Below are 23,202 nucleotides of genomic sequence, written 5' to 3'. Positions count from 1 at the left end.
AATGAATAAATATCTCGAGCAATTAGTTCATTTATCGCAAATAGACAAAGAAATTGATAGCTTTGAGCCTAAAATTAGCAGTGTGAGCAAGACTTTAAGAGAGGCTGAGGCTAGGATAGCCAAGATGAGCGAAGAGCTTGTTGGAGCAGATGATGAGATTAAAGATATAGAGGCACAGAAAGCTCAAAATAATGCTCATATTGCAGAATTTTCAGCCAAGATTAAAGAGCTTGGCAAAAAAAGTGGTGCGGTTAAAACAGAAAAAGAGGCTAATGCGCTTAAGATAGAAGAGGACATCGCCAAAGAACAGCTTGATGCGGCAAACGATGAAATTGTGCGTCTTGATAAAATTTTAGAAAACAAAGAGCTTTTCAAGAAAGAATTGTTAGAAAACAAGGCTAAAGAAGAGGCAGATTTAGAGGGGATTAAAAAAGATATTGAAGTTCAAATTTCAAGCCTTGAGAAAGAAAGAATGACAATTTATAATAAAAAAACTAAGCTTGTGGGTGAGATGAATCAAAAGGTGCTTGGCTTTTATGAAAAAATTCGCAAATGGGCGAAAAATACTGCCGTTGTGCCTGTAAAAAAACAAGCTTGTTATGGTTGTTTTATGAAAATTTACGATAAGACTTATCTAGCTGTGGTAAAGGGCGAGGAAATAGTAACTTGTCCGCATTGTGGTAGAATTTTATACAAAGAGCTTGAAGAAGCGAAAAAGAATTGATAATTGTTTTTTATTACTTCCTTACTTGGATAGCATTTTTTTTAGGTGCTATCCCACTATTTTTTCTTTCATTTTTTAAAAATAAATATAAATTAAGCCTAAAAGCAAGATTTTTTCTTTATAAAAACTCTTGTCAGGATGCTAAGGTGCATTTTCACGCTTGTTCTTTAGGGGAGGTAAGAAGCATAGGTGTTTTAAGTCAAAAATTTGATTCTAGAATTAGTGTGATAACTCAAACGGGCTTTGAGGAAGCGAAGAAATTTTGCAAGAGGGTAAATTTTTTAGTTTTTGAAAATTTTTTACCTTTTTGGTTGAAGCCTTGCAAAGTTTTGGTAATTTTCGAAGCTGAATATTGGCTAATGCTAGTTTTTATGGCGAAATTAAAAGGAGCTAAAGTGCTTTTGATTAACGCCAGAATTGCAGATAAATCTTACAAGGTGTATTTGAGATTTGCTTTTTTTTATCGTTTAATTTTCTCTTATATTGATGAAGTTTTTGCTCAAAGTGAAAAAGATAAATTGAGATTAGAAGAGCTTGGTGCGAAAAATGTTAGGGTGTTTAAAAATATTAAAGCAAATTTAGATGTCGTGCCTCATAAACGCTATGTCAAATTAAAAGAAAAACTCATTATTTTTGCCAGCACCCATAAAAACGAAGAAGAACTTTTGCTAAAATCTATTAACCTACAAGAAAACGAAAGGCTCATCATCGCACCAAGACATCCTGAGCGTTTTTTAGAGGTGGAAAATTTGCTTAGTAATTATTCTTATGAAAAATTTTCTCATTTGGAGAAATGGGAGGATTTTAAGGCTCAAATTTTATTACTTGATACTTTGGGAGAATTGGTAAATTTTTATGCTATTAGTGATGTTGTCGTGCTTGGAGGCTCTTTTATCGCAAATATAGGCGGACATAATCCCATCGAGGTTGCAAGTTTCAATAATGTTCTTATTTCAGGTATTCATATCGATAATCAAAAAAGCTTATTTGCTGAAGTTGAAAATGTGAATTTTTGCGAGGATTTGAAAAATCTTAATTTTATGATGCATAATTTAAATAAAAAAGCTAGAATTTCGCATTTTAAGGATTTGAGCATAGTGGAAAATGCGATAAAGGAAGGGTTAGATGCAAGAAAAAGCTTATAAACTACTTGCCTTGCAAGAAAATATTTCCAACCGCGAAGCTAAGGATTTGATAGATAGGGGTTTGGTATTTTCTCACGGCAAAAAGGTTGTTGTCGCAAGGGCTTTAATGAGTGAAAAAGCGAAATTTAGCCTAGTGAAAACGAAAAAGCCTAAAGTTCTATTTGAAGATGAAAAAATTTTAGCGATAAACAAGCCTTATTCTTACATTAGTGAAGAGTTGGAAAGTGAATTTGGAGCTAAACTTCTAAATAGGCTTGATAAAGAAACGAGTGGGCTTATTTTACTTTGTAAAGATGAAGATTTTAGGCAAATTTGCATAGGAGAATTTAAAAAACAAAGGGTTTATAAAAGCTATATTGCCGTGCTTGATGGGGTTTTGGCAGAAGAGCTTGTGGTAAATGAGCCTATACGCACTATAAAAGGTAAAAATGGTGCTTTTAGTAAAATTTCAAAAGATGGGCAAAGTGCTTTAAGCACCATAAGTCCCTTGATGATACAGGGTAAAAAAACTCTAGCAAAAATTTGTATCCAAACAGGCAGAACGCACCAAATAAGGGTGCATACCGCCTTTATAAAACATCCCATTATGGGCGATGAAAAATACGGCAAAAATTCGGCGGATAGAATGTATTTGCATAGTTATGAGTTAAAAATTTTGCATTACGAATTTAAGGCTAGTTTGGATGAAAGTTTTGCAAAATTTGGTTTTGAAGTGAAAAATTTAGAGTTTTAAAGCCATTTAAGCAAAAATTTTGTATAATTTCGACTTTATTTTATAGGGAAAGGTTTTTTTAAAAGTGTTTGAACTTGTAAGTGAATCCTTTAGGGGTGCTATTAATAAGCTTCGTTTTGTCGATGATGAAAAAGCTTTAAAAAATGCTTTAGAAACACTTAAGAAATCTTTACTTAAAGCTGATGTCCATCATAAGGTTACCAAAGAATTACTGGGTTTGATTGAAGAAGATGTTAAGAAAAATGGCATAGGACAAAGGCAATTTTTAGAAGCGATTAAGAAGAATTTAGAAGAAATTTTAAGTGTCAATGGGAAAAATCAAGGCTTTGTTTTTTCTCAAAAGCCTCCAACGATTGTTTTAATGGTAGGTTTGCAAGGTGGAGGTAAGACGACAAGCACCATAAAGTTGGCAAATTACCTCAAACTTCGCAATAAAAAAGTTTTAGTTGCCGCGTGTGATTTGCAGCGTTTAGCGGCTGTGGAGCAGTTAAGGCAGCTTTGTGAAGCTAATGAAACCCAGCTTTTTTATATAGAAAATGAAACAAATCCTATTAAAGTTGCAAAAGAAGCCTTGCAAAAGGCTAAAAATGGCTTGTTTGATGTTTTGCTTGTTGATACTGCTGGGCGTTTGGCGATTGATGAAGCCTTGATGAGCGAACTAAAAGAGGTTAAGGCGAATTTAAATCCTGATGAAATTTTTTATGTTGCTGATGCAATGAGCGGACAAGACGGCGTGAAAACAGCGACAAGTTTCAATGAGGCTTTAGGTCTTAGCGGGGTGATTTTATCCAAATTTGATGCGGATACTAAGGGTGGGGTGGCACTTGGTATTGCAAGGCAGGTAAATATCCCATTAAGGTTTATCGGTGTGGGAGAGAAAGTTGCTGATTTGGAAGTTTTTATCCCAGATAGGATTGTAAGTCGTATTATGGGTGAGGGCGATTTAGCAACTTTGGCTGAGAAAACTGCAGCGGTAATTGACGAAAAGGAAGCAAAGAAGCTTAATCAAAAAATTAAAAAAGGCGATTTTAATTTCAACGATTTTCTTACTCAAATGGAAAGCGTTAAGAAGCTAGGAAATATGAAATCGCTCATCGGTATGATTCCGGGACTTTCTAATATCGCATCAAGCGTAAAAGATTTAGACCTTGATAATTCTAAGGAAATTTTGCATATTAAGGCGATGATTTCTTCTATGACACCAAAGGAAAGGGAAAATCCTGAGCTTTTAAATAATGCCAGAAAGCGTCGCATTGCAAGTGGTGCTGGACTCTCTCAAATGGAAGTTAATCGCTTTTTAAAGCAATTTAGCAATGCTGCCAAATTGGCAAAGAAATTTTCAGGCAAAAAAGGAATGGAAAGTTTGATGACTATGATGAATCAAGCCCGTAGGCAGTTTTAAATTTCACTTATAAATACTATTTTTAGTATCTATAATTGATTTTTATTTTACAAGGAGAAATGATGACAGTTGTTAGACTTACAAGAATGGGAAGAACAAAAAGACCTTTTTATCGCATTGTTGTAACAGATAGTAGAAAACGCCGCGATGGAGGCTGGATAGAAAGCATTGGATATTATAATCCTATGGTTGAGCCTGAAGTGATTAAATTTGATGCGGAGCGTTTAGCTTACTGGAAGAGCGTAGGTGCTAAACTTAGCGATAAAGTCGTTTCTATCACAAGCAAATAATTATGGTTGAAGATTTTCTAAAAGAATACGCTAAACTTATTGCCGATTTTCCTGATAAGATTGATACGAAAAAAGTTGAAGTAGAAGAAAATTTTGTCGAAGTTTTTCTTTTTGCTGATAAGAGCGATACGGGTAAGCTCATTGGTAAAAATGGTAAAATGATTAACGCGATTAAGACGGTAATTTCAGCCTGCAAAAGTAAAGAAAATACCTCTTATCGTGTTACGGTAAAAGCACTTGAATGAGCTTGTTTTAGTCGCTAAGATAGGGCGAAGTGTAGGCTTAAAAGGCTATGTAAAATTACACAATCTTAGCGATTTTCCCTCTCAGTTTCAAAAAAATCTTAGTTTTTTTACAAAAGACAAAAAAGAACTTATTATTAAAGATTATGATAAGAGCAGACATAGTGTCTTGTTTTATGAATATGAAAGCCTTGAAAGAGCAAAAGAATTAGTTAATTTAGAGCTTTATCAAAGCGTGGAAAAAACAAGAGAGCTTTGCAAATTGAAAAAAGACGAATTTTTTTATTTTGACATTATAGGTTGCAAGATAAAAGATATGCAAAGAAATTTAGGTGAAGTAAAAGATATTTTGCAAAGTGGGGGAGCATATTTATTTGAAGTTAAAAGTGATGAAAGCTTGATAAATCAAGGTTTAGCTAAAATTTTCTTTATCCCTTACATCGACAAATATGTTCTTAAAATTGATGTGAAAGAAAAGCAAATTTTATGCTCCAATGAAGCTTTTTTAATTTTAGAAAATTCATGAAAATTACTTTTGTTTCTTTATTTCCTCACTTAATTGAATTTTATTTTAGAGATTCTATACTTGCGAGAGCTTTAAAAAATGGCATTTTTAGCCTTGACTTTCAAAATCCAAGAGCTTTTAGTGTGGATACTCATAAAAAAGTTGATGATTATAAAATAGGCGGTGGCGCAGGACTTTTAATGCAAGTAGCTCCACTTTTTGATTGTTTAGAGCATATACAAAAAACTCAAGAAAAGCCCCACTTTATCTTTCTTAGTCCAAGTGCAAAAAGTTTTAACCAAAAAGACGCCAAGCGTTTGAGTAAAAAGTCAAATTTGGTTTTTGTATGTGGTAGGTATGAGGGCATTGATGAGCGTGTGGTGGAGGAATTTGCTAATGAGCTTTTTAGTGTGGGAGATTTTGTTTTGACGGGTGGAGAGCTTCCCGCACTTTGTCTTTGCGATGCGATTTTACGCAATGTTAAGGGAGTGCTTGGAAATTCACAAAGTTTAGAGGAAGAAAGTTTTGAAAACCAACTTTTAGAAGCACCTTCTTTTGCAAAACCCTTAATTTTTGAAAAAAATTCAAAGAAATTTTATGCTAATTCAGTGTTTTTAAAGGGTAATCACGCTAAAATTGTGGCTTTAAAAACTACTTTAGCGTCTTGCAAGACGAAATTTTTTCGTCCTGATTTATTTTTAGAGCATGAACGCAAAATTTAAAGGAAAAATGATGAAAAACAAATATATCGAGCAATTTGAAGCAAAGCAAATTGAGGGTAAAAATGTGCCGGATTTTCGTGCCGGAGATACTTTAAAGCTTGCGATTCGCATCAAAGAGGGCGACAAAACTAGAATTCAAAATTTTGAAGGAATTTGCATCGCTAGAAGAGGAAATGGAGTTAGTGAAACATTCATCGTGCGTAAAATGGGTGCAAATAATGTCGGCGTTGAAAGAATTTTTCCAATTTATAGCGAAAGTTTAGAAAGTATTAGCGTTTTAAGACGCGGTCGTGTGCGCCGTGCTAGATTATTTTATCTTAGAGATAGACGCGGTAAGGCTGCCCGTATTAAAGAACTTAAAAAATAATTTTTCCCACAAAGAGCTATTTTTCGTAGCTCTTGTTTCTACTAAAGCGAGTTAGTATGCAATGGACTAAAGATTCTTGGAGAGCTTATCCTATCAAACAGCATCCTCTCTATCCTAATGAAAATGCTTTAAAGAAGAGTCTTGAAAGACTTGAAAAATTACCCCCCCTTGTTTTTGCAGGAGAGGTTAGACAGCTTAAAAAAGCTTTGGCTAAGGTTTCTAAAAAGGAAGCTTTTTTACTTCAGGGTGGCGATTGTGCGGAAAGTTTTGAAAATTTTGGCGCAAATAATATCCGCGATATGTTTAAAATTCTACTTCAAATGGCGATAGTTTTGACATTTGCTGGTGGTTGTCCTGTGGTAAAGATAGGACGCATAGCAGGGCAGTTTGCTAAACCTAGAAGTGCGGATTATGAAGAGCTTGACGGCGTGAGTTTGCCAAGCTATCGTGGCGATATAATTAATGGCTTTGAATTTGATGAAAGAGCGAGAATTGCCGAGCCTAAGCGTATGTTGGAGGCTTATTATCAAAGTGCAACAACGCTAAATTTACTTAGGGGTTTTGCTAAGGGTGGTTTGGCGGATTTGCGTGAGGTGCAGCGTTGGAATTTAGGCTTTATAAAAAAAAGTGATTTGCATAGGCAGTATGAGGATTTGAGTGAAAAAATTTCTAGTGCTTTGGCTTTTATGGAGGCTTGTGGAATTAATGCGAATAATACGCCAAGCTTGAGGGAAGTTTCACTTTACACTTCGCACGAGGCTTTGCTTTTGCCTTATGAAGAGGCTTTGACGCGTGTGGATAGCTTAAGCGGTGAAATTTATGATTGTTCGGCGCATATGCTTTGGATAGGCGAAAGGACTCGTGATCTTGATGGGGCACATGTGCATTTTCTAAGTGGCGTGAAAAATCCTTTAGGTGTAAAAATTGGTCCAAATGCCAAGGCTGAGGATATTATAAAACTCTCAAATGTTCTTAATCCCCACAATGAAGAGGGGCGACTTAACATTATTATTCGTATGGGTGCGGACAAAATCGCTTCAAATTTGCCAAGCATTTTTAAAGAATTGAAAAAAGAGGGACTCAATTTAATTTATAGTATCGACCCTATGCACGGCAACACCGTTAAAGTGGGGGATTTTAAAACTAGAGAATTTGATAAGATAATGCAAGAAGTGCGTTATTTCTTTGAAGTGGCGATAAGCGAGGGGGTTTATCCGGGTGGTGTGCATTTGGAAATGACGGGGCAAGATGTTACAGAATGCACAGGTGGAGCTAGTAATGTAACGGCACAAAGTTTGCAGAAGCGTTATGAAACCCAGTGCGACCCAAGACTGAACGCAGACCAAGCTTTAGAACTTGCTTTTTTGATAGCGGATTTACTCAAAAGGGCGCGTCAATGAAACTTTATGGGATTAAAAATTGCGGTAGCGTGAAAAAGGCTATAGAATTTTTAAAAGCTAGGGGCGTGGAATTTGATTTTTTAGATATTAAAAAAATCGATGAAAGCATTTTAAATTCGTGGCTTGAAAAAAGAGTGTTGAAAGATTTGCCAAATCTTTCAGGCACAAGCGCTAGAAAACTAGGACTTAATAAAGAAAAAATGAAAGCCTTATCTAATGAAGAATTAAAAGCTATAATTTTAGAAACTCCAAGTCTCATAAAACGCCCTGTGATAGAGTATAGGGGGCAAATTTATATTGCTAAAGAGTATGAAAATTTAAATTTGTAAAATTTTTTAACCTTACCCAATTATCTTTCGTCTTTTTTGTTTGAGTTAAGGAACAATCTCCCAGCTTTGATGTGATAGAGGTAAATGAAACTTGCATAAATTCATCGCTATTTTTCATCAAATGACGATTATGATTTAAAAACTTGCTGAAGATAAAATAAGTGGCTCCGGATGTAGGATTCGAACCTACGACCAATCGGTTAACAGCCGACTACTCTACCGCTGAGCTAATCCGGAACAAATTAAAAATGTGATTCTAGTAAAAAATAAAAAAAAAGTCAAGTGATTTTTACATAAACGCAAATTTTGTTTTGGTGTAATTCAACAAAATTTAGATTAAAAATAAGGATACGATATGGGCTGTAAAAAATTAGTAACCTTTGACTTTGTGGAAGGGAATTATATTTTGAAAATGACAAAGGAAAATCAGGCAAAGGATTTAGTCAAAGTTAAAATTGGGATTTCTAAAGATTCTAATATTGTGTATCGTAATGAAATGAATACGATTAAATTTCCTAATTTTTCAGCTATGGATTTCAATCTCTTTTTTACAATTTGCTATTTTGGAATTAAGCGTAACTACAAAAGAAAAACTTTAAGAGGTGTTAAAATTAAATTTAGCGATTTAAGAATCTTTCTTCCTCAAATGAAAAACAAAAAGAGGTTTTTTGATGAAATTGCTAAATTTGTTAAATATAAACTAAAATTAGTTGGTGTAGATAGTATTGAATATGATGAAATGGCGCAAGAAGACGGAACAATGAAAGATTTGGATAATGGCAAGAGAAAGTTAAAAGGTGCGGTTTTTATAAAAAATTATATACTTGATGAAGAAAAAGAAGAACTGATTTTAGAACTTAGCTCTCCTAAAGAAAAACAAGATTTTCTTAAAAACACTTTAGAAAATACCAAAGCAAATGAAAAGCTTGGTGAGAGCTTAGACATTTTAGAAGCCCTTGATGAAAACGCCAAGCTCATCAAAGAAAAAGAAGAACAAATCAAAGAAGATAAGCAAAGACTAGAAAATAAAGAAGAAAACAAGCTTGATGAAAAAATAGAAAACAAAGCAAATGAAGCTTATGATAAACAAGTTGATGAACTTTTAAAACAGCACGAGGCTGAACTTGCTAGACTTAAAGAAGAAAGAGAGCGTTTAGAAGAAAACTTTGAAAAAAGCATAGAAAACCTTTTAAACTCCAAAGATTTAGGTGATGTTTTAAGAACCCTACAAGAAATGGATAAAGCCTTTGCTTTAATGATGAAACAAGCCTATGAAGAGGCAAATGAAAAGCATAGGCAAAGAGAAGAAAAAATAGAACTTGCGGTAAAAAGCACAGCGATGAAAGAGGTTGCAAAGGATTTAGTTAAAGAAATCCATTCAAAAAGTAAAGAGCTTAATGGGGGTTTAGAGACAATGAAACAAGAACAAGGGGCTTTTATAGAGCTTGATAGAATGATGAAAAGAGAACCAAGTGATATAAAAGAGATTAAAAAAATGGAAAACTTTTATCAAAAAACAGATAAAGAGCTTCCAAATTTCAAAGAAAACTATCCAAAAAGCTATGCCAAAGGATTAAAAATGATTGAAAAAGGTAAAGAAAAGTTCTTAAACAATACTCTAGGACAAACACAATTTCAACAACAAGCAAGGACTATGGTATGAAAAAAATAACCCTATCTCTAATAACAGCTTCAACTCTTTTTCTATCAAATGTAAATGCAGTTGCAGCAGGAATTCCAGTCATTGATACGGCAGGAATTGCAGAACAAGTTAAAGCTTACGCTCAAATGATAAAAGAATACGAGCAAATGTTAAAAGATACGCTTAATTTCGAAAAGCAAATGAAAGAATTAGGTGTGGATATGACTAGCATTTCTCAAATACTAGGGGATTTAAATTCTATGATAAGTGATATGCAAGGAATTTACAATGATATAACGAATATCCCTGATGATATTTTAGGCAATATTAAACAGGTGCAAAACGCTTGTTCTTTTTTACAAACGCAAAGCCCAAGCTTTAAAGATAAACTTGGCTCTATGACAAGTGCAATTGATAATGATTTTAATCGTTGTGTTTCAGGGATTAGAAATAATGCTGATATTACAAAAAGTATAGATGAGCTTATGGATAAAATCAATCAAACAACAGATTATAATCTTAAACAACAACTCTACACCCAAATTGAAAACATTAAAAACGCTCAAGCTTTTATAGAAAATAAAGCAAAAGAAGAACAAGCTAATCGCTTAATTACCTTTTATGATACTTATCATAAGCAAGATAAAACTAATCCTTATACTAAGGCAAAGATGAGTGCAGATTTAGAAAAACTAGCCAAACAATTACAAAACCCTAATAATGCTAAACAGGCTCAAGCTCTTACAAATTCCATTCTTATAAAAATGTATGAGAATATGCAAAGACAATATGAGCTTAATTTAGAATATTCTAATGCTCTTACAAATATGGCTCAACAAAACGCAGGTGCAGATGGTCGAAAAGATTTAACCGAAGCAGATTTTCAAAAGGTTTATACACCCTCTAAAATCGATGATAAATTCTTAATTTATAAGGATTTGCCACCTCCAAAACTTGATGAAAACGGCTTCCCTATTTTTGAATTTTAATTTAAAGGATAAACAATGAAACAAAAAATACTTATTTCTGCTTTAACAGCGGTAATTTTAGCTTCTTCTTTAGAGGCAAATAGTGAAATTTTAGGCGGAGACGCTGGTCTTGCTTGTGAGGCAATACTTTGTCTTAGTTCCCCTGCGAGACCTAGTGAGTGTCAGCGTTCTTTAGCAAAATACTTTAGCATACACTTTAGCAAACCGTGGAAGACCATTAATGCTAGAAAACAATTTCTATCACTTTGCCCTGAGGGAAGTATGACGCCTGAAATGAAACAACAAGTTGAAGACTTATCAAGGCTTACAGGTTTTTGCTCTGTTGATGAGTTAAATGCAAATATAGAAAAAAAGAAAGTAGGAACTTCACAAAACTCTATGGGTATGACTAGGGTGCTTTATAATTATAGAATTAGCCCTGAAATGACTGAAAATTGTAAGATAGTTACAAGAATGAATTATAACGATTATGCGTTTAAATATACTTGCAATAAAGAGTTTTACAAAGAAGAAGATTGGAATAATGGCTTTATCAAAGAAGAAATCTCTAAAAGTGCTTATGATATGTTAAGTAATGATTTAAGAATGATAGAGAAAAGAAGAGTGCAAATTTCTTACCCAGAGTGGAATAAGCTTCCTAATGATGAAAGAGAAGCTCAAAAAATAAGTGGTAGCGATAAGGACTATTATATTTATTACAAACTTGAAAACGCTTATTTCAAAAAGAACTTCATTAAAAAAGATTGTTGGGTTGATGCGAGAAAGTAAAAAGAACAATGAGGATTTTATCAACCTCCCCCTTGATGAAATCCTAAAATCAAATGCTTACTATGAGAAAAAAGATAAGACCTCTTTAAGATATAAAGTTCTCACAAATGAAAGCGGTGATTTAGTTGTGATTAGCCGAAATGAAAGAGGGCATTATCTTTATTTTAACCCTAATGATGATAGAGATAGAGGTAATATCTTTAATTTTTGTAAAAATAGGGGCATAAACGCACAGGAATTATTAAGAGGCATAGAAAAAGAGCTTACAATCAAACCCATAGAAATAAGCAATACTTCAAGCAAAAAAGCCTTAGAAGAATATGAAGCGATGAAAGGTGTGTCTTTTAATAATTTTTTCTTTGAGAAAAGATTAATTTGTCCGCATTTAATGCAAGAATTTCCCACTTTAAAACAAGATAAGATGAAAAATATCATCGCACCAAGTTTTACCCTATCGCAAACAAAGCTGAGTGATAAAAACTATACTTACTTAATCCCAAATGGTTATGTGAGCTATCTTTCAAGTCCCTTAATTGATAAAGAAAGCAAACAGGCTAAAAATATTAAAAATCTTTGTTATGGCACAAAAGGTTTAGAAATCTTAAAAATACCTTCAAGCACAAAAGAGGATATTAAAAATATTATTATTACTGAAAGTATGATTGATACTTTATCCTTACTTGAACTTAAAGAGTTTAATGCTAAAGAAAGTCTTTTATGCTCGACTAACGGACAAATCAGCAGAACGCAAAAAGAAGTATTTGCATATTTAAATAATGAATTTAAAGAAGCTAAAGTGTATCTAGGCTTTGATAATGACAATAAGGGAAAAGAATTTGAAAAAATTGCAAAAGAAAGCTTTACAAATGCAAAAATCTTAAAAGCAAATTTTAAAGACTTTAATGATGATTTAATCATCGCTAAAAATCTTAACCTAGAAAACAATTTTACAAAAATAGACTGCAAAAAGCTTTTATTTCAAATGGAAAAAAGAGCTTCGCAATTTATCAAAAACTTTCATTGTATGAGTGATGAAACAATGATGAAGGAATTAAAGCAAATCTCAACTTTGGATATTCCTAAATATGAGAGTATAAAATCTAAGATTGAAAAACACCTCGATACAAAAACCCTAGACCTTGCTTACAATCAACTAGCTAAGTGTTTAGAAAGAGAGCTAGGAAAAAGCAGGTAGTTAAGCTAAAAATGTTATAATTTTTAAATCTCAACAAAAGGAAATATATTACAAGCGAAGATACCAACACAACAAAAAATAACACTACACCACAAACTAAATCTAAACTCTAAATTTTTCATACCCTCATAATCAAACAAAAACACCCCTTAAATCAAAAAACTTTAAAAGAATTACTAACAACACTACAAAAATCAATTTAAACTATGTTTCTGTGCGTTTAAACACTATTCACAAAAATCAACTAAAGCTAAAAATCAAAAACTAACAAATTTCTAAAAAAGACAACCAACAAGAATCTAAACTAAAAATATTCCTTAGGGGAACAAGCAAACAAACTCAAACAACAAATCAAACTTTTTTAAGAATTCAAAATTCATTTTTTTTTTTTTTTTGAAAGGTGCAAAGCTAAAGAAAAAACTCTATCCAAAAAATTCAAAAAAGCAGTTAAGGAAAAATTAAAGATTAAACTTTAAATCAAATTTAATTACTAGACTCTTGATTATATTAATCTTCTTCCCTTTTTTAGTCTTTTTTTATATATAATAAGGAAAAGCAAGGGGTAGTTTTTGCGGAACTTAAGCGTCTTTTACTTTTTTCTTAAAGTGGAGAAATGGGCTTTTGAAAGCTACCATAATTCACAATTTAAGCTATATTTAATAAAAAAGGGTAGTTTTTGCGGAACTTAAACTTTTTTAAAAATTTTCTTAAACTTTCTCTAAATATTATAATATGGTCGTTAGATTGATATTTTATGATAATATAGTAAAAATAATTGTATTTTAAATTATCCTTAACTATCCTTTGTAAAACGCTGTAAAATAGAACTTTAAGTTTTAAGCTTATTTACCATTGATTAACCTATCTTTTTACAATCCTTAAGTTTTTATAGGTAGTTTTTGCGGACTTCTCTTTAAGCTAAAAAAGCTTACAAATGTCTATGAAATGGTATTTAAAAAGTGATAGTAGAAAGTTAAAATGAAGCTTAAATATTTTTTGTTTTGATAAGGCTTATCAATAGAAAATTTGCATTTTTTCTAAAAATAAGCCTTTTTTCTTAAGAAAAGCTGAGTAATTTTTGAAAATCCTCAGGCTCTCTTAGTTGTTTTTGATTGATTTGTTCTAAGTAGAATTTGGCGTTTTGGATTAGAAAATTTAAATATTTTTCTTCACTTTTTAGAAAGTTAATATCAATCCTACCTCTTGGTTTATAGGCTCTTATGAAGTTTTTATAAAGTGCAGTCCAAATTTGTCTTTGTTTTAAATTACCATTACTCGCCGCAGTAATCACACAAATAAGTTCAATAAGTTCATCAAATATTTTTTTAAGTCTTCTTTGTTCTAGTGTCTTAGGGCGTGTTTGCTTATCCTTGCTTTCTTTATAGAGTATATCACCATAAGCTTCCTCAATACTAGGCTCTTTATGCTCTATAAGCTTTACAATTTGAGGTTCTTTCTTAGTTTTTAATTCATTAATCAAAGCTCTCTGCGTTTCTATTAATTCTTCCTTAGTCTTTATCACTTCATTTTTAGCTTTAATCAGTTCATCTTTTAAACTAAACATTTCATTACTAGCACCTACACTATAACTCCCATCTTTTCTAATGCTAGGTAAAACCTCATTAATGACCCATTGCCTAAAATCTCTAGCCTTTGGCTTATCACTACGCATAAGCATAAAATAAAGTTGTGGTTCGGTTATCATTGTAAATTCTTTAATACCATAGCCTATGTCAAAGCTACATATATTTAATATAGGTAGCTCAAATTCCTTTAAAATAGCGTTTTTGATATTAGCAGGGTTTTCCATTTTCAAACTATCACAAATAACCTTAGCATCCATATAAGTACAGTCTAGATATCGGATATTTTTTAAGGTTATATACAGGCGCTCTCCCAGCTGAGCTAATTCCCCAATTAGCTTTATCATCAATCTTTAAAATCTAAACAAGGACAATTGAAAAGCAAGTTTGTGAGAAACTTGACTTTATTATACTCTATCCTAACGAAAGGATAAAGTTGTACTCTAGAAAGGAGGTGATCCAACCGCAGGTTCTCCTACGGTTACCTTGTTACGACTTCACCCCAGTCGCTGATTCCACTGTGGGGGATAACTAGTTTAGTATTTCCACTTCGAGTGAAATCAACTCCCATGGTGTGACGGGCGGTGAGTACAAGACCCGGGAACGTATTCACCGTGACATGGCTGATTCACGATTACTAGCGATTCCGGCTTCATGCTCTCGAGTTGCAGAGAACAATCCGAACTGGGACATATTTTATAGATTTGCTCCACCTCGCGGTATTGCGTCTCATTGTATATGCCATTGTAGCACGTGTGTCGCCCTGGGCGTAAGGGCCATGATGACTTGACGTCGTCCCCACCTTCCTCCTCCTTACGAAGGCAGTCTCCTTAGAGTGCTCGACCGAATCGTTAGCAACTAAGGACGAGGGTTGCGCTCGTTGCGGGACTTAACCCAACATCTCACGACACGAGCTGACGACAGCCGTGCAGCACCTGTCTCTAAGTTCTAGCAAGCTAGCACCCTCATATCTCTATAAGGTTCTTAGGATATCAAGCCCAGGTAAGGTTCTTCGCGTATCCTCGAATTAAACCACATGCTCCACCGCTTGTGCGGGTCCCCGTCTATTCCTTTGAGTTTTAATCTTGCGACCGTACTCCCCAGGCGGTATGCTTAATGCGTTAGCTGCATTACTGAGATGACTAGCATCCCAACAACTAGCATACATCGTTTAGGGCGTGGACTACCAGGGTATCTAATCCTGTTTGCTCCCCACGCTTTCGCGCCTTAGCGTCAGTTAAGTTCCAGCAGATCGCCTTCGCAATGGGTATTCTTGGTGATATCTACGGATTTTACCCCTACACCACCAATTCCATCTGCCTCTCCCTCACTCTAGACTATCAGTTTCCCAAGCAGTTTAATGGTTAAGCCATTAGATTTCACAAGAGACTTGATAATCCGCCTACGCGCCCTTTACGCCCAGTGATTCCGAGTAACGCTTGCACCCTCCGTATTACCGCGGCTGCTGGCACGGAGTTAGCCGGTGCTTATTCCTTTGGTACCGTCAAAATTCTTCCCAAAGAAAAGGAGTTTACGCTCCGAAAAGTGTCATCCTCCACGCGGCGTTGCTGCGTCAGGGTTTCCCCCATTGCGCAATATTCCCTACTGCTGCCTCCCGTAGGAGTCTGGACCGTGTCTCAGTTCCAGTGTGACTGATCATCCTCTCAGACCAGTTAAGCGTCATAGCCTTGGTAAGCCTTTACCTTACCAACTAGCTGATACTATATAGTCTCATCCTACACCGAAAAACTTTCCCTATCTAACTTATGCTAAATAGGAGTATGGGGTATTAGCACTCATTTCTAAGTGTTGTCCCCCAGTGTAGGGCAGATTAACTATACCTTACTCACCCGTGCGCCACTAATCCACTTCTAGCAAGCTAAAAGCTTCATCGTTCGACTTGCATGTATTAGGCACGCCGCCAGCGTTCACTCTGAGCCAGGATCAAACTCTCCATATTTTTATCTTCTTTAACATCAGGCAAAGCCTGACTAAGAAGCAACACTAAAGATAAGATTGCTAAACACAATCCATTAATTAGGTTATTCCCTAGTATCTTTAGCTTTAGTGATATGAAGTTTTAATCTAAAACTTTTATTTGTTTAGCTTTACTAATATTATAGTAAAGTTGGCTCAATCGTCACTTATTTAGATTTCAAAGATTGACTATAAGATTTAAATAACAATGTTGGTGTTAAAGAACAAGACTTTTTTAGGTTTTTACTATGGCTAAGAAGCTAAGGGTAAAAAAACAAAAAAGAAATGAAATTGTAGCGAGGAAAGCTTAAATACAGCTTTTATTTGTGGAAAATTTATAAAAATTAATAATTTAAAAGAGAAATTTTATAAAATTTCTCTTTGTCCTTTGGAGTCTGGCTCACTTAAAATGCCCATTTGGGTGAGTTGTTCTATGATATTTGCAGCTCTGTTGTAGCCTATTTTGAGACGGCGTTGCAGATAAGAAATACTTGTTTTGCCATCTTCTAAGATGACTTTTTTTGCTTCTTCGAAAAGTTCATCTAAACCACCCTCAATTTCTCCACTTGTCGTTACTCCGCTACTTTGCTCATCTTTTAAAAAACGCTCGTCGTATTCTACTGCTTGTTGTTCTTTTAAAAATTCCACTATCTTTTCTATCTCAAATTCGCTCGCAAAAGGTGCGTGTAGGCGGACGATATTGCTCGTTCCTGGAGGGGTGAAAAGGCAGTCTCCACGACCCAGTAAGCTTTCAGCTCCCATCGCGTCAAGTATGACTTTTGAGTCGATTTTTTGCCCGACTTTATAAGAAATTCTACTCGGTAAATTTGCTTTAATGAGTCCCGTTACTACATCAACGGATGGGCGTTGGGTCGCTACGATGAGATGAATTCCGCTTGCTCTTGCCATTTGTGCTAAACGCCCTATATAAAATTCCACATCTTTACCTGCTGTCATCATTAAATCCGCCAACTCGTCAATAATTACAACGATAAAAGGAAGTTCTTCTGCCTCGCCACTTAACCTTACTTTTTCATTATAGTTTTCTATGTTTTTGGTTTTTGCTTCAGCCATAAGGCGGTATCTACGCTCCATTTCAGCGACCATATTAGAAAGGGCATTGACGGCTTTTTTGGGGTCGGTTATCACGGGCGTTAAGAGGTGTGGGATATCGTTATAAATGCTAAATTCAAGCATTTTTGGGTCTATCATCATCAAACGCAAGGTTTTAGGGCTATTGCGATATAATAAACTTAAAAGCATCGCGTTAATCCCCACACTTTTACCGCTTCCTGTTGTTCCTGCGATGAGAAGGTGTGGGAGTTTTTTTAAGTCTGTTACAAAGGCGTTTCCTACTATGTCTTTGCCCAGTGCTATGGTAAGTGGGCTTTTAGAATTGCAAAAAACTTCACTTTGTAAAATTTCTTTGAGATAAATCGTTTGCGTTTCTTCATTTGGCACTTCAATGCCCACGACATCTTTACCCGGAATAGGTGCTTGTATGCGTATGGAACGCGCTTTTAAAGCCATAGCTAAATCATCTTGCAAGTTTAAAATTCGGCTCACTTTTACATCTGCACTAGGGCGAAATTCAAAGGTTGTTACCACAGGACCTGTGTAGGTGCTAATGACATCGCCTCCTATTTTAAAACGGCGTAATTTCTCAAGTAAATCGTAAATTTTTTTGTCGATTTCACTTTCATCTATTTCTTGTTTTTTTGCATCTGGATTTGCAAGAAAGTCAAGCGGAGGCAAAACAAAATCTTTTGGATTTTCAAAATCGCCCTGTTCGATTTCTGCCAAAAGTGCTTGGTTAATGGCGATTTCTTTAGCCAAGATGCTTTTTTTCTGTGGCAAATCCTCTTCTAAAATCGCATCCAAGCTTTTTTCTTCTAAAGGATTTTTAGCTGTGTCAAAATAGGGCATTTCCTCTTTTTTATCCTCAATATCCTCAAGTTTGATGACGGATGGTTTTGGTGGCATTATGGGGTTTTCAAGTTCTTCCACGATAAATTCTATATTTTGATTTTTTAAGTCCTCTTCTAACTCGATGATTTCAAATTCTTTATCATTTGTTTGATTTGTATTAGGCGTTAAATTTTTTGGCTCTAAATTTTCTTGCGTAAGATTAGGGGAGGGCGTAGGTGTATTGAAGCTGTATTTGCTATTTGCTTCAAGTGGGCTAAGGCTTTTAAGTTCTTCATTTTCAAGCTTTGTGATTTGCTCTTGCACCTTTTTTTCTAAAATTTCATTTTGACTTTCTCTGTATTCTTCCTCAAGTCTTGCTTTTTGCATTAAATCCTCTCTAAGCTCAAGCTCTTTTGTAAAAATTTTATGTTTGCTTTCATTTTTAGGGGAATTTATAGCGATGTTTTTTCTTTTATAGCTTGGTTCGTCTAAATTATCTTTGAGATTGATTTGTTGAATTTCTTCTGGATTTTTGGGTTTTAAAAAACGCTCTGGTATCACTTCCATCTCCTCTTGCGGTATAAAATTAAATTCCTCATCTAGCCCTATGACACTTTTGCTTGCTTTTTGTGCGAAAGAGCGTAGCTCCTTAGAATTTTCATAAAGAAAACTTTGGGGATTTAAATTTTCAATTTCTATTTTTTCGTCTAAAATTTGCATTTTTAGTTTAGCAAAATCAGCCTTTGCGTCATTACTTGCTTTGAGATTGTTGGCTTTTATTTCTTCTTCTACGGGCTTTAAGGGTGGTGGCGGAGCGGGGATTTGCTCTTCTTTTGTTTTTGTTTCTACAAGCTCCTCTTTTTCGCTTTCTCCACCAAAAATTTTCATTAGGGCATTCTTAAAATTATTTTCAAATTTGGCAAAAATGCTCCAATTTATCTCTATCTTAAAGACTTCTTTAATGAAATTTGGAAAAAGTAAGCAAATGGCAAGTAGTAAAAATAAAAGCGCGACAATGCCACTTCCTATATGTCCAAAAAGCGTGGAAAACAAAGCATATAAAAGCTCTAAAACATAGCCATTTTTATCAAACACAGCAAATAAAAGCAAAGCGGAGAAAAAGCCAAAGCCCATACCAAAAAGCTCTGTGCGTTTGAAAAGTTCTATTTTGTAGGATTTTTTAAAATAGAAATAATTTAAAACAAAAAGAGCAAAGGGATAGTAAATCCCAAATTCCCCAAATAAAAAGAAATTCGCCTCATAAAGCCATAAGCCCATTTGAGGCGCTAACATACAAAGACAAAGATAAAAAATCGCCAAAGACGATAGGATAAAAATAGCTTCTTTTTTGATGTTAAACCCTTAAAGTTTGATAAAAGAAGCTATTATAGCATTAAAGCATTACATATAATTTAACAAGCTAAGTTGCGATATGGTCGTTGTCGCTTTCATAGAGGCTTGGTAGGCTAATTGCGTTTGCATTAAATTCATTAGCGTTTCGCCATAGTCTGCGTCATTGACCTGAGTTTTAAGCGTTTGCACATTGACAGCTAAAAAGGTTACGCGTGTATTGACATTGTCTATATTATTATGATACGCCCCCATAGTGGTGTTTAGCTTGTTAATATGGTCGCTTAAGTGGTCAAGCCTCTCAAGTGCGCCTTGCATTCCTGTGTTTCTAGGATTATCCCCATCAGCGTCCGCTCTCATATCTCCACTTAAAACCGCCTCTATCATTAAGTCCAAATCCTTAATAATATCGACATTTGGCTCATCGATGACTAAAGAATTATTTGCACTAAAAGAAAAGTCCGGTCCTGCCATTTGATTTGCCGTATGAGTGAAAGGTGGCTGAGGGAATTGTCCGCTTTGAGAATCTCTTAAAGAAACACCGATATTTGTGCCGGTGGAAAGCTTATCTGTCACGCTAATGCGTCCTTTGTAGTCCATCGTAACATTGACGGTTGATTTTGAATCGCTCATTAGCTTTTGCAAGGTGTCGTATTGCTGTGTTGTGATTTGTCCGTTGTTTGGCGTTATGGTTTGTGTTGGCACTTGGTCGCTTGCAAACATTCCTATAATGTCATTGATTTGCCTATAAGTGATTTCATTAGGCGGGGTTACGACACCATTATTTCCTGTGGTTGGGTTGGTATGCGTGATAGGGAATGATATGGTTTGTCCTGCGTTATTTGGGTCTGGAAAACTCACGGTTGAATTTTGTAAATTTATCGTTACATTGTAAGTATTCCCGCCTTTTGAATTTACAGTGAGGCTTAGGGTGGAGTCCATAGCAGTTCCGGACATTACTTCACTGAGCTTTGTATCATCTGTGGCGTAAGCATTTGTCCCTTGAATGACTTGAGAGACATTCCCTACAACGGAATTTCCGTGCTTTTCAAAAAAGACATTATCATAATCCGCCCCATTTGTAGCATTTCCTCCACTATCTGTCATTTTAGAATTGATAAAGTCAGTTTGGTGGAGGTCGATATCAAATTGTTGTCCGTTTATCGTTATATTGACAGGAGATTGTAAATCTGTAATCGGGCGTGGAGGGTTTCCCACAGCCTGTTCCATCACCAAATTTGTCAAATCATCTTTGGTTAGTTGAGGGTTAGCTTGTTTCATAGCTTCCTCTATATCTTGGAATTCTTTTTTGTCGTCAAACTGCGGTGTATAAGCTACGGCGTGGAAATCGAGCTTATTATTCCCCTCTTTTAAGTCTGTGATTTGAATTTGACCGCTGTCATTTAGCGTTACATCGACGACTTTTTCTGTGGCGGTGTTACCATACAAATTTCCTATTTTTTCTAGCACATCTTCCATTTTATCCTCAGGACCGACCAAAACAGCGGACTTAAAGCTTTGCCCATCGGGTCTTACGCCTTGCACATAAAGCGTAGTTGGAGGGAAGTTAAGCTTTGTATCTTGCTCGAAATCTTTATCAATGTCAAGTTTTTTATCTTTCACATAACCAAGCCCGATTAAATCCTGCCATAAATTATCGCCCGTTAAATATTTTGTTTTATCGGGATTTTGAGATAAATCGTAGCGGTTATCTGTAAATTTTTCGTTAGTGGTGATTTGCTTTTGGTAGTCCCCATCCGCTTTGAAAAATAAGTCAAATCCGGGGATATTATAAGGGCTTTCTGTGCCAGCTCCCGTTACGACATTGACATTATTTTTATCCCCAAAATAATTACCCTTAGAATCAAATGGCTTATTATTAAGCTGGGCGCCTGAGAAAAGATATTGTCCATTAACGCTGGTGTTGGCGAGTTGGACGATTTGCTCTTTGATTCTTGTAAGCTCTTTAGCTATGGCTTCTCTTGAAGTTTGGCTATTACCATCGCTTGCAGCCTGAGTTACCTTAACTTTAAAATCTTCTAGTAATTTCACCATATCTTGCAGTGCTTTCATACTATTTGCGGTCATTTCTTTGGCTGAATTTGTGGCTTCTTTGATTTGCTCGAGAGTTTTTAGCTCATATTCAAGTCGTGTGCTATCGATATAAACACTTGCATCTTCATAAGAATCTTGTATTTTCAAACCTGAGCTAAGTTGCATAGCAAGTTTATTAAGAGCTGAAGCTCCGTCCATCGTGTTTTGAATGGAGTTTGTGAAATTGAGTTTGTTTGTAACTCTCATTGTCTTTCCTTAAATAGTGAAATTTATCTTTTCAAATACTGCTATAAGGCTATAAGCAAAAAGTGTTCCTAAATTTCAAAATCCTCTTTAAAGAATTTATAAACTTAAAAAAGTATAATTACGCTTTCATTTAGCCCAAGTGGTGAAACTGGTAGACGCGCTAGACTCAAAATCTAGTAAGGGCGACCTTGTGCCGGTTCGAGTCCGGCCTTGGGCACCATCACTTCATAACAAGCCGCATTAACATCATCTCATCGCCGTCTATGGTTTTTAAATCCACACTTTTGCATTTTGGACACTTAAACACATTTTCTTTTAAAATGCTTTTTTCTCCACAAGAAAGACACAAAATTTCAAGCTCTGCCACTTCTATAAAAAGTTCGGTTTTTTGGCAAAGTGCGGAATTTTCTCTAAAGGTTTCAAAACAGCGTTTAAAAAGTGAGATTTCTATACCACTTAAACGCCCGATTTTAACATAAATTTCGTTAATTTCTTTGGCATTTTGAGCGTTGGCATTTTCTTCGCAAAGCGTGATTAAAGACTCAACTATGCTAAGTTCGTGCATTAGCAAATCCTTGGTAAAAGTTCGCCCTTAGGACTTTCTAAAAAGCGTTTTGCTCCATAGGCATTTTGTAAAATCACCCTTGCTTTTTCACTTGGTAGAATTTCCCCTATGATGTTTGCGTTTTTGTTGAATTTTTGTAAAATTTCTAGGGCTTTTTGTGTGTCTTGCTGCTCTACGCAAAGTAAGAATGTGCCTTCATTAGCAAGTTCGTAAGGCTCATAGCCAAAAAGCTCACAAAGCCCTAAAACTTCATCTTGGACGGCAATTTTTTCTTCATAAACTAAAATATCTTTTTTGCAAAAACTCGCCCATTCATTTAAAACAGCGCTTAAACCTCCACGCGTTGCATCTCGCATCGCTATGATATTTAAATTTGCTTCTAAAAGCTCTAAAACTTCCTCTTTTACGCATTTGCAATCACTTTTTACATTTGCTTCAAGTTCGTTTCTTTTTATCAAAACGCTCGCTCCGTGTCTTCCCACATCGCCACTTAAAAGCACACTTAGTCCTTCTTTTAAATTTTTTGTTTGGCAGGGCTTGATGATTTGCCCGAGTGCTGTGGTGTTGATATAAATGCCATCGCCTTTACCTTTTGGCACGACTTTTGTATCCCCACATACAAGTTTAACGCCGTTTTTTTCACACTCTTCCCTAATGCTTTTTAAAATTTTTTCCAAATTTTCAAAGGAAAATCCCTCTTCTAAAATCAAAGCAAGGCTTAAAAATAAGGGCTTCGCACCTACCATTAAGACATCATTAACAGAGCCACACACGCAAAGTTTGCCGATATTTACCTCCTCATCTAAAAAAATGGGACTTAATACAAAAGAATCGGTGCTTAAAGCTATATCTCCTAGGATAGCAGCGTCATTTGCCTCTTTTAAAATTTCGTTATTAAAAAGCTTAAAAACGCCTTTTAATAATTCGTTCATTTCTTCGCCACCGCCCCCGTGCGCTAATGTGATTTGTTTCATTTTCTACCTTTTAGATTTTATGTCATTTTAGCATTTAATGTAAAATATTAGTTAGCAATTAATCAAATTTGCTTATAATTTAGGACAAACT

General features: G+C 35.0%; 20 protein-coding genes, 2 tRNA genes and 1 rRNA gene. 16 read left to right on the top strand and 7 right to left on the bottom strand.

Annotation, left to right across the window (positions count from 1 at the left end; genetic code table 11):
• Position 1 precedes the first annotated feature (1 nt).
• The 11 genes from CHELV3228_RS05995 (at position 2) to CHELV3228_RS05945 (ending at position 7,859) form a co-directional block, all read left to right on the top strand.
• On the top strand, positions 2-724 hold the full coding sequence (locus CHELV3228_RS05995; protein WP_082200120.1) for a zinc ribbon domain-containing protein: 723 nt from the start codon (positions 2-4) through the stop codon (positions 722-724).
• Entirely contained in the window at positions 724-1,869 is a 1,146-nt protein-coding gene (gene waaA / locus CHELV3228_RS05990; protein ID WP_082200763.1) for a lipid IV(A) 3-deoxy-D-manno-octulosonic acid transferase, read from the top strand. Before CHELV3228_RS05995 ends, waaA begins: the two co-directional genes overlap by 1 nt.
• Positions 1,850-2,602: a pseudouridine synthase family protein gene (locus CHELV3228_RS05985; protein WP_082200119.1), complete on the top strand. Its 753-nt coding sequence runs from the start codon at positions 1,850-1,852 to the stop codon at positions 2,600-2,602. The genes waaA and CHELV3228_RS05985 overlap by 20 nt, the downstream gene beginning before the upstream one ends.
• Positions 2,603-2,666: 64 nt before the next feature.
• Complete coding sequence (gene ffh, locus CHELV3228_RS05980) at positions 2,667-4,004, top strand: signal recognition particle protein (RefSeq protein WP_082200118.1); 1,338 nt, start codon at positions 2,667-2,669, stop codon at positions 4,002-4,004.
• 62 nt (positions 4,005-4,066) lie between these two features.
• Complete coding sequence (rpsP, locus tag CHELV3228_RS05975) at positions 4,067-4,294, top strand: 30S ribosomal protein S16 (protein ID WP_115588765.1); 228 nt, start codon at positions 4,067-4,069, stop codon at positions 4,292-4,294.
• 2 nt (positions 4,295-4,296) lie between these two features.
• Positions 4,297-4,539, top strand: a complete 243-nt coding sequence (locus CHELV3228_RS05970; protein ID WP_082200116.1) for a KH domain-containing protein — start codon at positions 4,297-4,299, stop codon at positions 4,537-4,539.
• Complete coding sequence (gene rimM, locus CHELV3228_RS05965; RefSeq protein WP_082200115.1) at positions 4,532-5,062, top strand: ribosome maturation factor RimM; 531 nt, start codon at positions 4,532-4,534, stop codon at positions 5,060-5,062. Before CHELV3228_RS05970 ends, rimM begins: the two co-directional genes overlap by 8 nt.
• Positions 5,059-5,763, top strand: coding sequence for a tRNA (guanosine(37)-N1)-methyltransferase TrmD (gene trmD, locus CHELV3228_RS05960; RefSeq protein WP_082200114.1), 705 nt, complete (start codon positions 5,059-5,061; stop codon positions 5,761-5,763). The genes rimM and trmD overlap by 4 nt, the downstream gene beginning before the upstream one ends.
• A gap of 10 nt (positions 5,764-5,773) precedes the next feature.
• A complete protein-coding gene (rplS, locus tag CHELV3228_RS05955) occupies positions 5,774-6,130 on the top strand; it encodes a 50S ribosomal protein L19 (protein ID WP_082200113.1) in 357 nt (118 codons plus the stop codon).
• A gap of 56 nt (positions 6,131-6,186) precedes the next feature.
• Positions 6,187-7,530, top strand: coding sequence for a class II 3-deoxy-7-phosphoheptulonate synthase (locus CHELV3228_RS05950; RefSeq protein ID WP_082200112.1), 1,344 nt, complete (start codon positions 6,187-6,189; stop codon positions 7,528-7,530).
• On the top strand, positions 7,527-7,859 hold the full coding sequence (locus tag CHELV3228_RS05945; protein WP_082200111.1) for an ArsC/Spx/MgsR family protein: 333 nt from the start codon (positions 7,527-7,529) through the stop codon (positions 7,857-7,859). Before CHELV3228_RS05950 ends, CHELV3228_RS05945 begins: the two co-directional genes overlap by 4 nt.
• Positions 7,860-8,021: 162 nt before the next feature.
• On the opposite strand, the gene CHELV3228_RS05940 is transcribed toward CHELV3228_RS05945, so the two are convergent.
• Positions 8,022-8,096 (bottom strand) — tRNA-Asn (locus tag CHELV3228_RS05940).
• Positions 8,097-8,214: 118 nt separating this feature from the next.
• Between CHELV3228_RS05940 and CHELV3228_RS05935 the strand changes: the two genes are divergently transcribed.
• From CHELV3228_RS05935 to CHELV3228_RS05920, 4 genes are read left to right on the top strand one after another with little or no spacing between them, the layout of a single operon-like run.
• Entirely contained in the window at positions 8,215-9,522 is a 1,308-nt protein-coding gene (locus CHELV3228_RS05935) for a coiled-coil domain-containing protein (protein WP_082200110.1), read from the top strand.
• Positions 9,519-10,490 carry a TrbJ/VirB5 family protein gene (locus CHELV3228_RS05930; protein ID WP_082200109.1) on the top strand — a complete coding sequence of 324 codons (972 nt, stop codon included), beginning with the start codon at positions 9,519-9,521 and terminating at the stop codon, positions 10,488-10,490. The genes CHELV3228_RS05935 and CHELV3228_RS05930 overlap by 4 nt, the downstream gene beginning before the upstream one ends.
• A gap of 15 nt (positions 10,491-10,505) precedes the next feature.
• A complete protein-coding gene (locus CHELV3228_RS05925; RefSeq protein ID WP_082200108.1) occupies positions 10,506-11,258 on the top strand; it encodes a TrbM/KikA/MpfK family conjugal transfer protein in 753 nt (250 codons plus the stop codon).
• Complete coding sequence (locus CHELV3228_RS05920; RefSeq protein WP_139026819.1) at positions 11,245-12,453, top strand: toprim domain-containing protein; 1,209 nt, start codon at positions 11,245-11,247, stop codon at positions 12,451-12,453. Before CHELV3228_RS05925 ends, CHELV3228_RS05920 begins: the two co-directional genes overlap by 14 nt.
• A gap of 1,057 nt (positions 12,454-13,510) precedes the next feature.
• Here CHELV3228_RS05920 and CHELV3228_RS05915 read toward each other — a convergent pair.
• From CHELV3228_RS05915 to flgL, 4 genes are all read right to left on the bottom strand, one after another.
• Positions 13,511-14,296 (bottom strand): BRO-N domain-containing protein, encoded by a 786-nt coding sequence (locus tag CHELV3228_RS05915; RefSeq protein WP_234981043.1) that lies wholly within the window; start codon positions 14,294-14,296, stop codon positions 13,511-13,513.
• A gap of 187 nt (positions 14,297-14,483) precedes the next feature.
• Positions 14,484-15,996, bottom strand: a 16S ribosomal RNA gene (locus CHELV3228_RS05910).
• A 383-nt stretch (positions 15,997-16,379) separates the two neighbouring features.
• Complete coding sequence (locus tag CHELV3228_RS05905; protein ID WP_082200762.1) at positions 16,380-19,214, bottom strand: DNA translocase FtsK; 2,835 nt, start codon at positions 19,212-19,214, stop codon at positions 16,380-16,382.
• A gap of 108 nt (positions 19,215-19,322) precedes the next feature.
• A complete protein-coding gene (gene flgL / locus CHELV3228_RS05900; RefSeq protein WP_082200105.1) occupies positions 19,323-21,572 on the bottom strand; it encodes a flagellar hook-associated protein FlgL in 2,250 nt (749 codons plus the stop codon).
• A 133-nt stretch (positions 21,573-21,705) separates the two neighbouring features.
• On the opposite strand from flgL, the gene CHELV3228_RS05895 reads away from it, so the two are divergent.
• Positions 21,706-21,792 (top strand) — tRNA-Leu (locus tag CHELV3228_RS05895).
• Here the strand turns inward: CHELV3228_RS05895 and CHELV3228_RS05890 are convergent.
• Entirely contained in the window at positions 21,793-22,137 is a 345-nt protein-coding gene (locus CHELV3228_RS05890; RefSeq protein WP_082200104.1) for a hydrogenase maturation nickel metallochaperone HypA/HybF, read from the bottom strand.
• On the bottom strand, positions 22,137-23,111 hold the full coding sequence (gene hypE, locus CHELV3228_RS05885) for a hydrogenase expression/formation protein HypE (RefSeq protein ID WP_082200103.1): 975 nt from the start codon (positions 23,109-23,111) through the stop codon (positions 22,137-22,139). Before hypE ends, CHELV3228_RS05890 begins: the two co-directional genes overlap by 1 nt.
• Positions 23,112-23,202: the final 91 nt, after the last annotated feature.

It is taken from the genome of Campylobacter helveticus (genome assembly GCF_002080395.1).
GTDB lineage: Bacteria > Campylobacterota > Campylobacteria > Campylobacterales > Campylobacteraceae > Campylobacter_D > Campylobacter_D helveticus.
The sequence above is the reverse complement of the archived record's forward strand: the minus strand, read 5'-3'. Positions and strand labels throughout refer to the sequence as shown.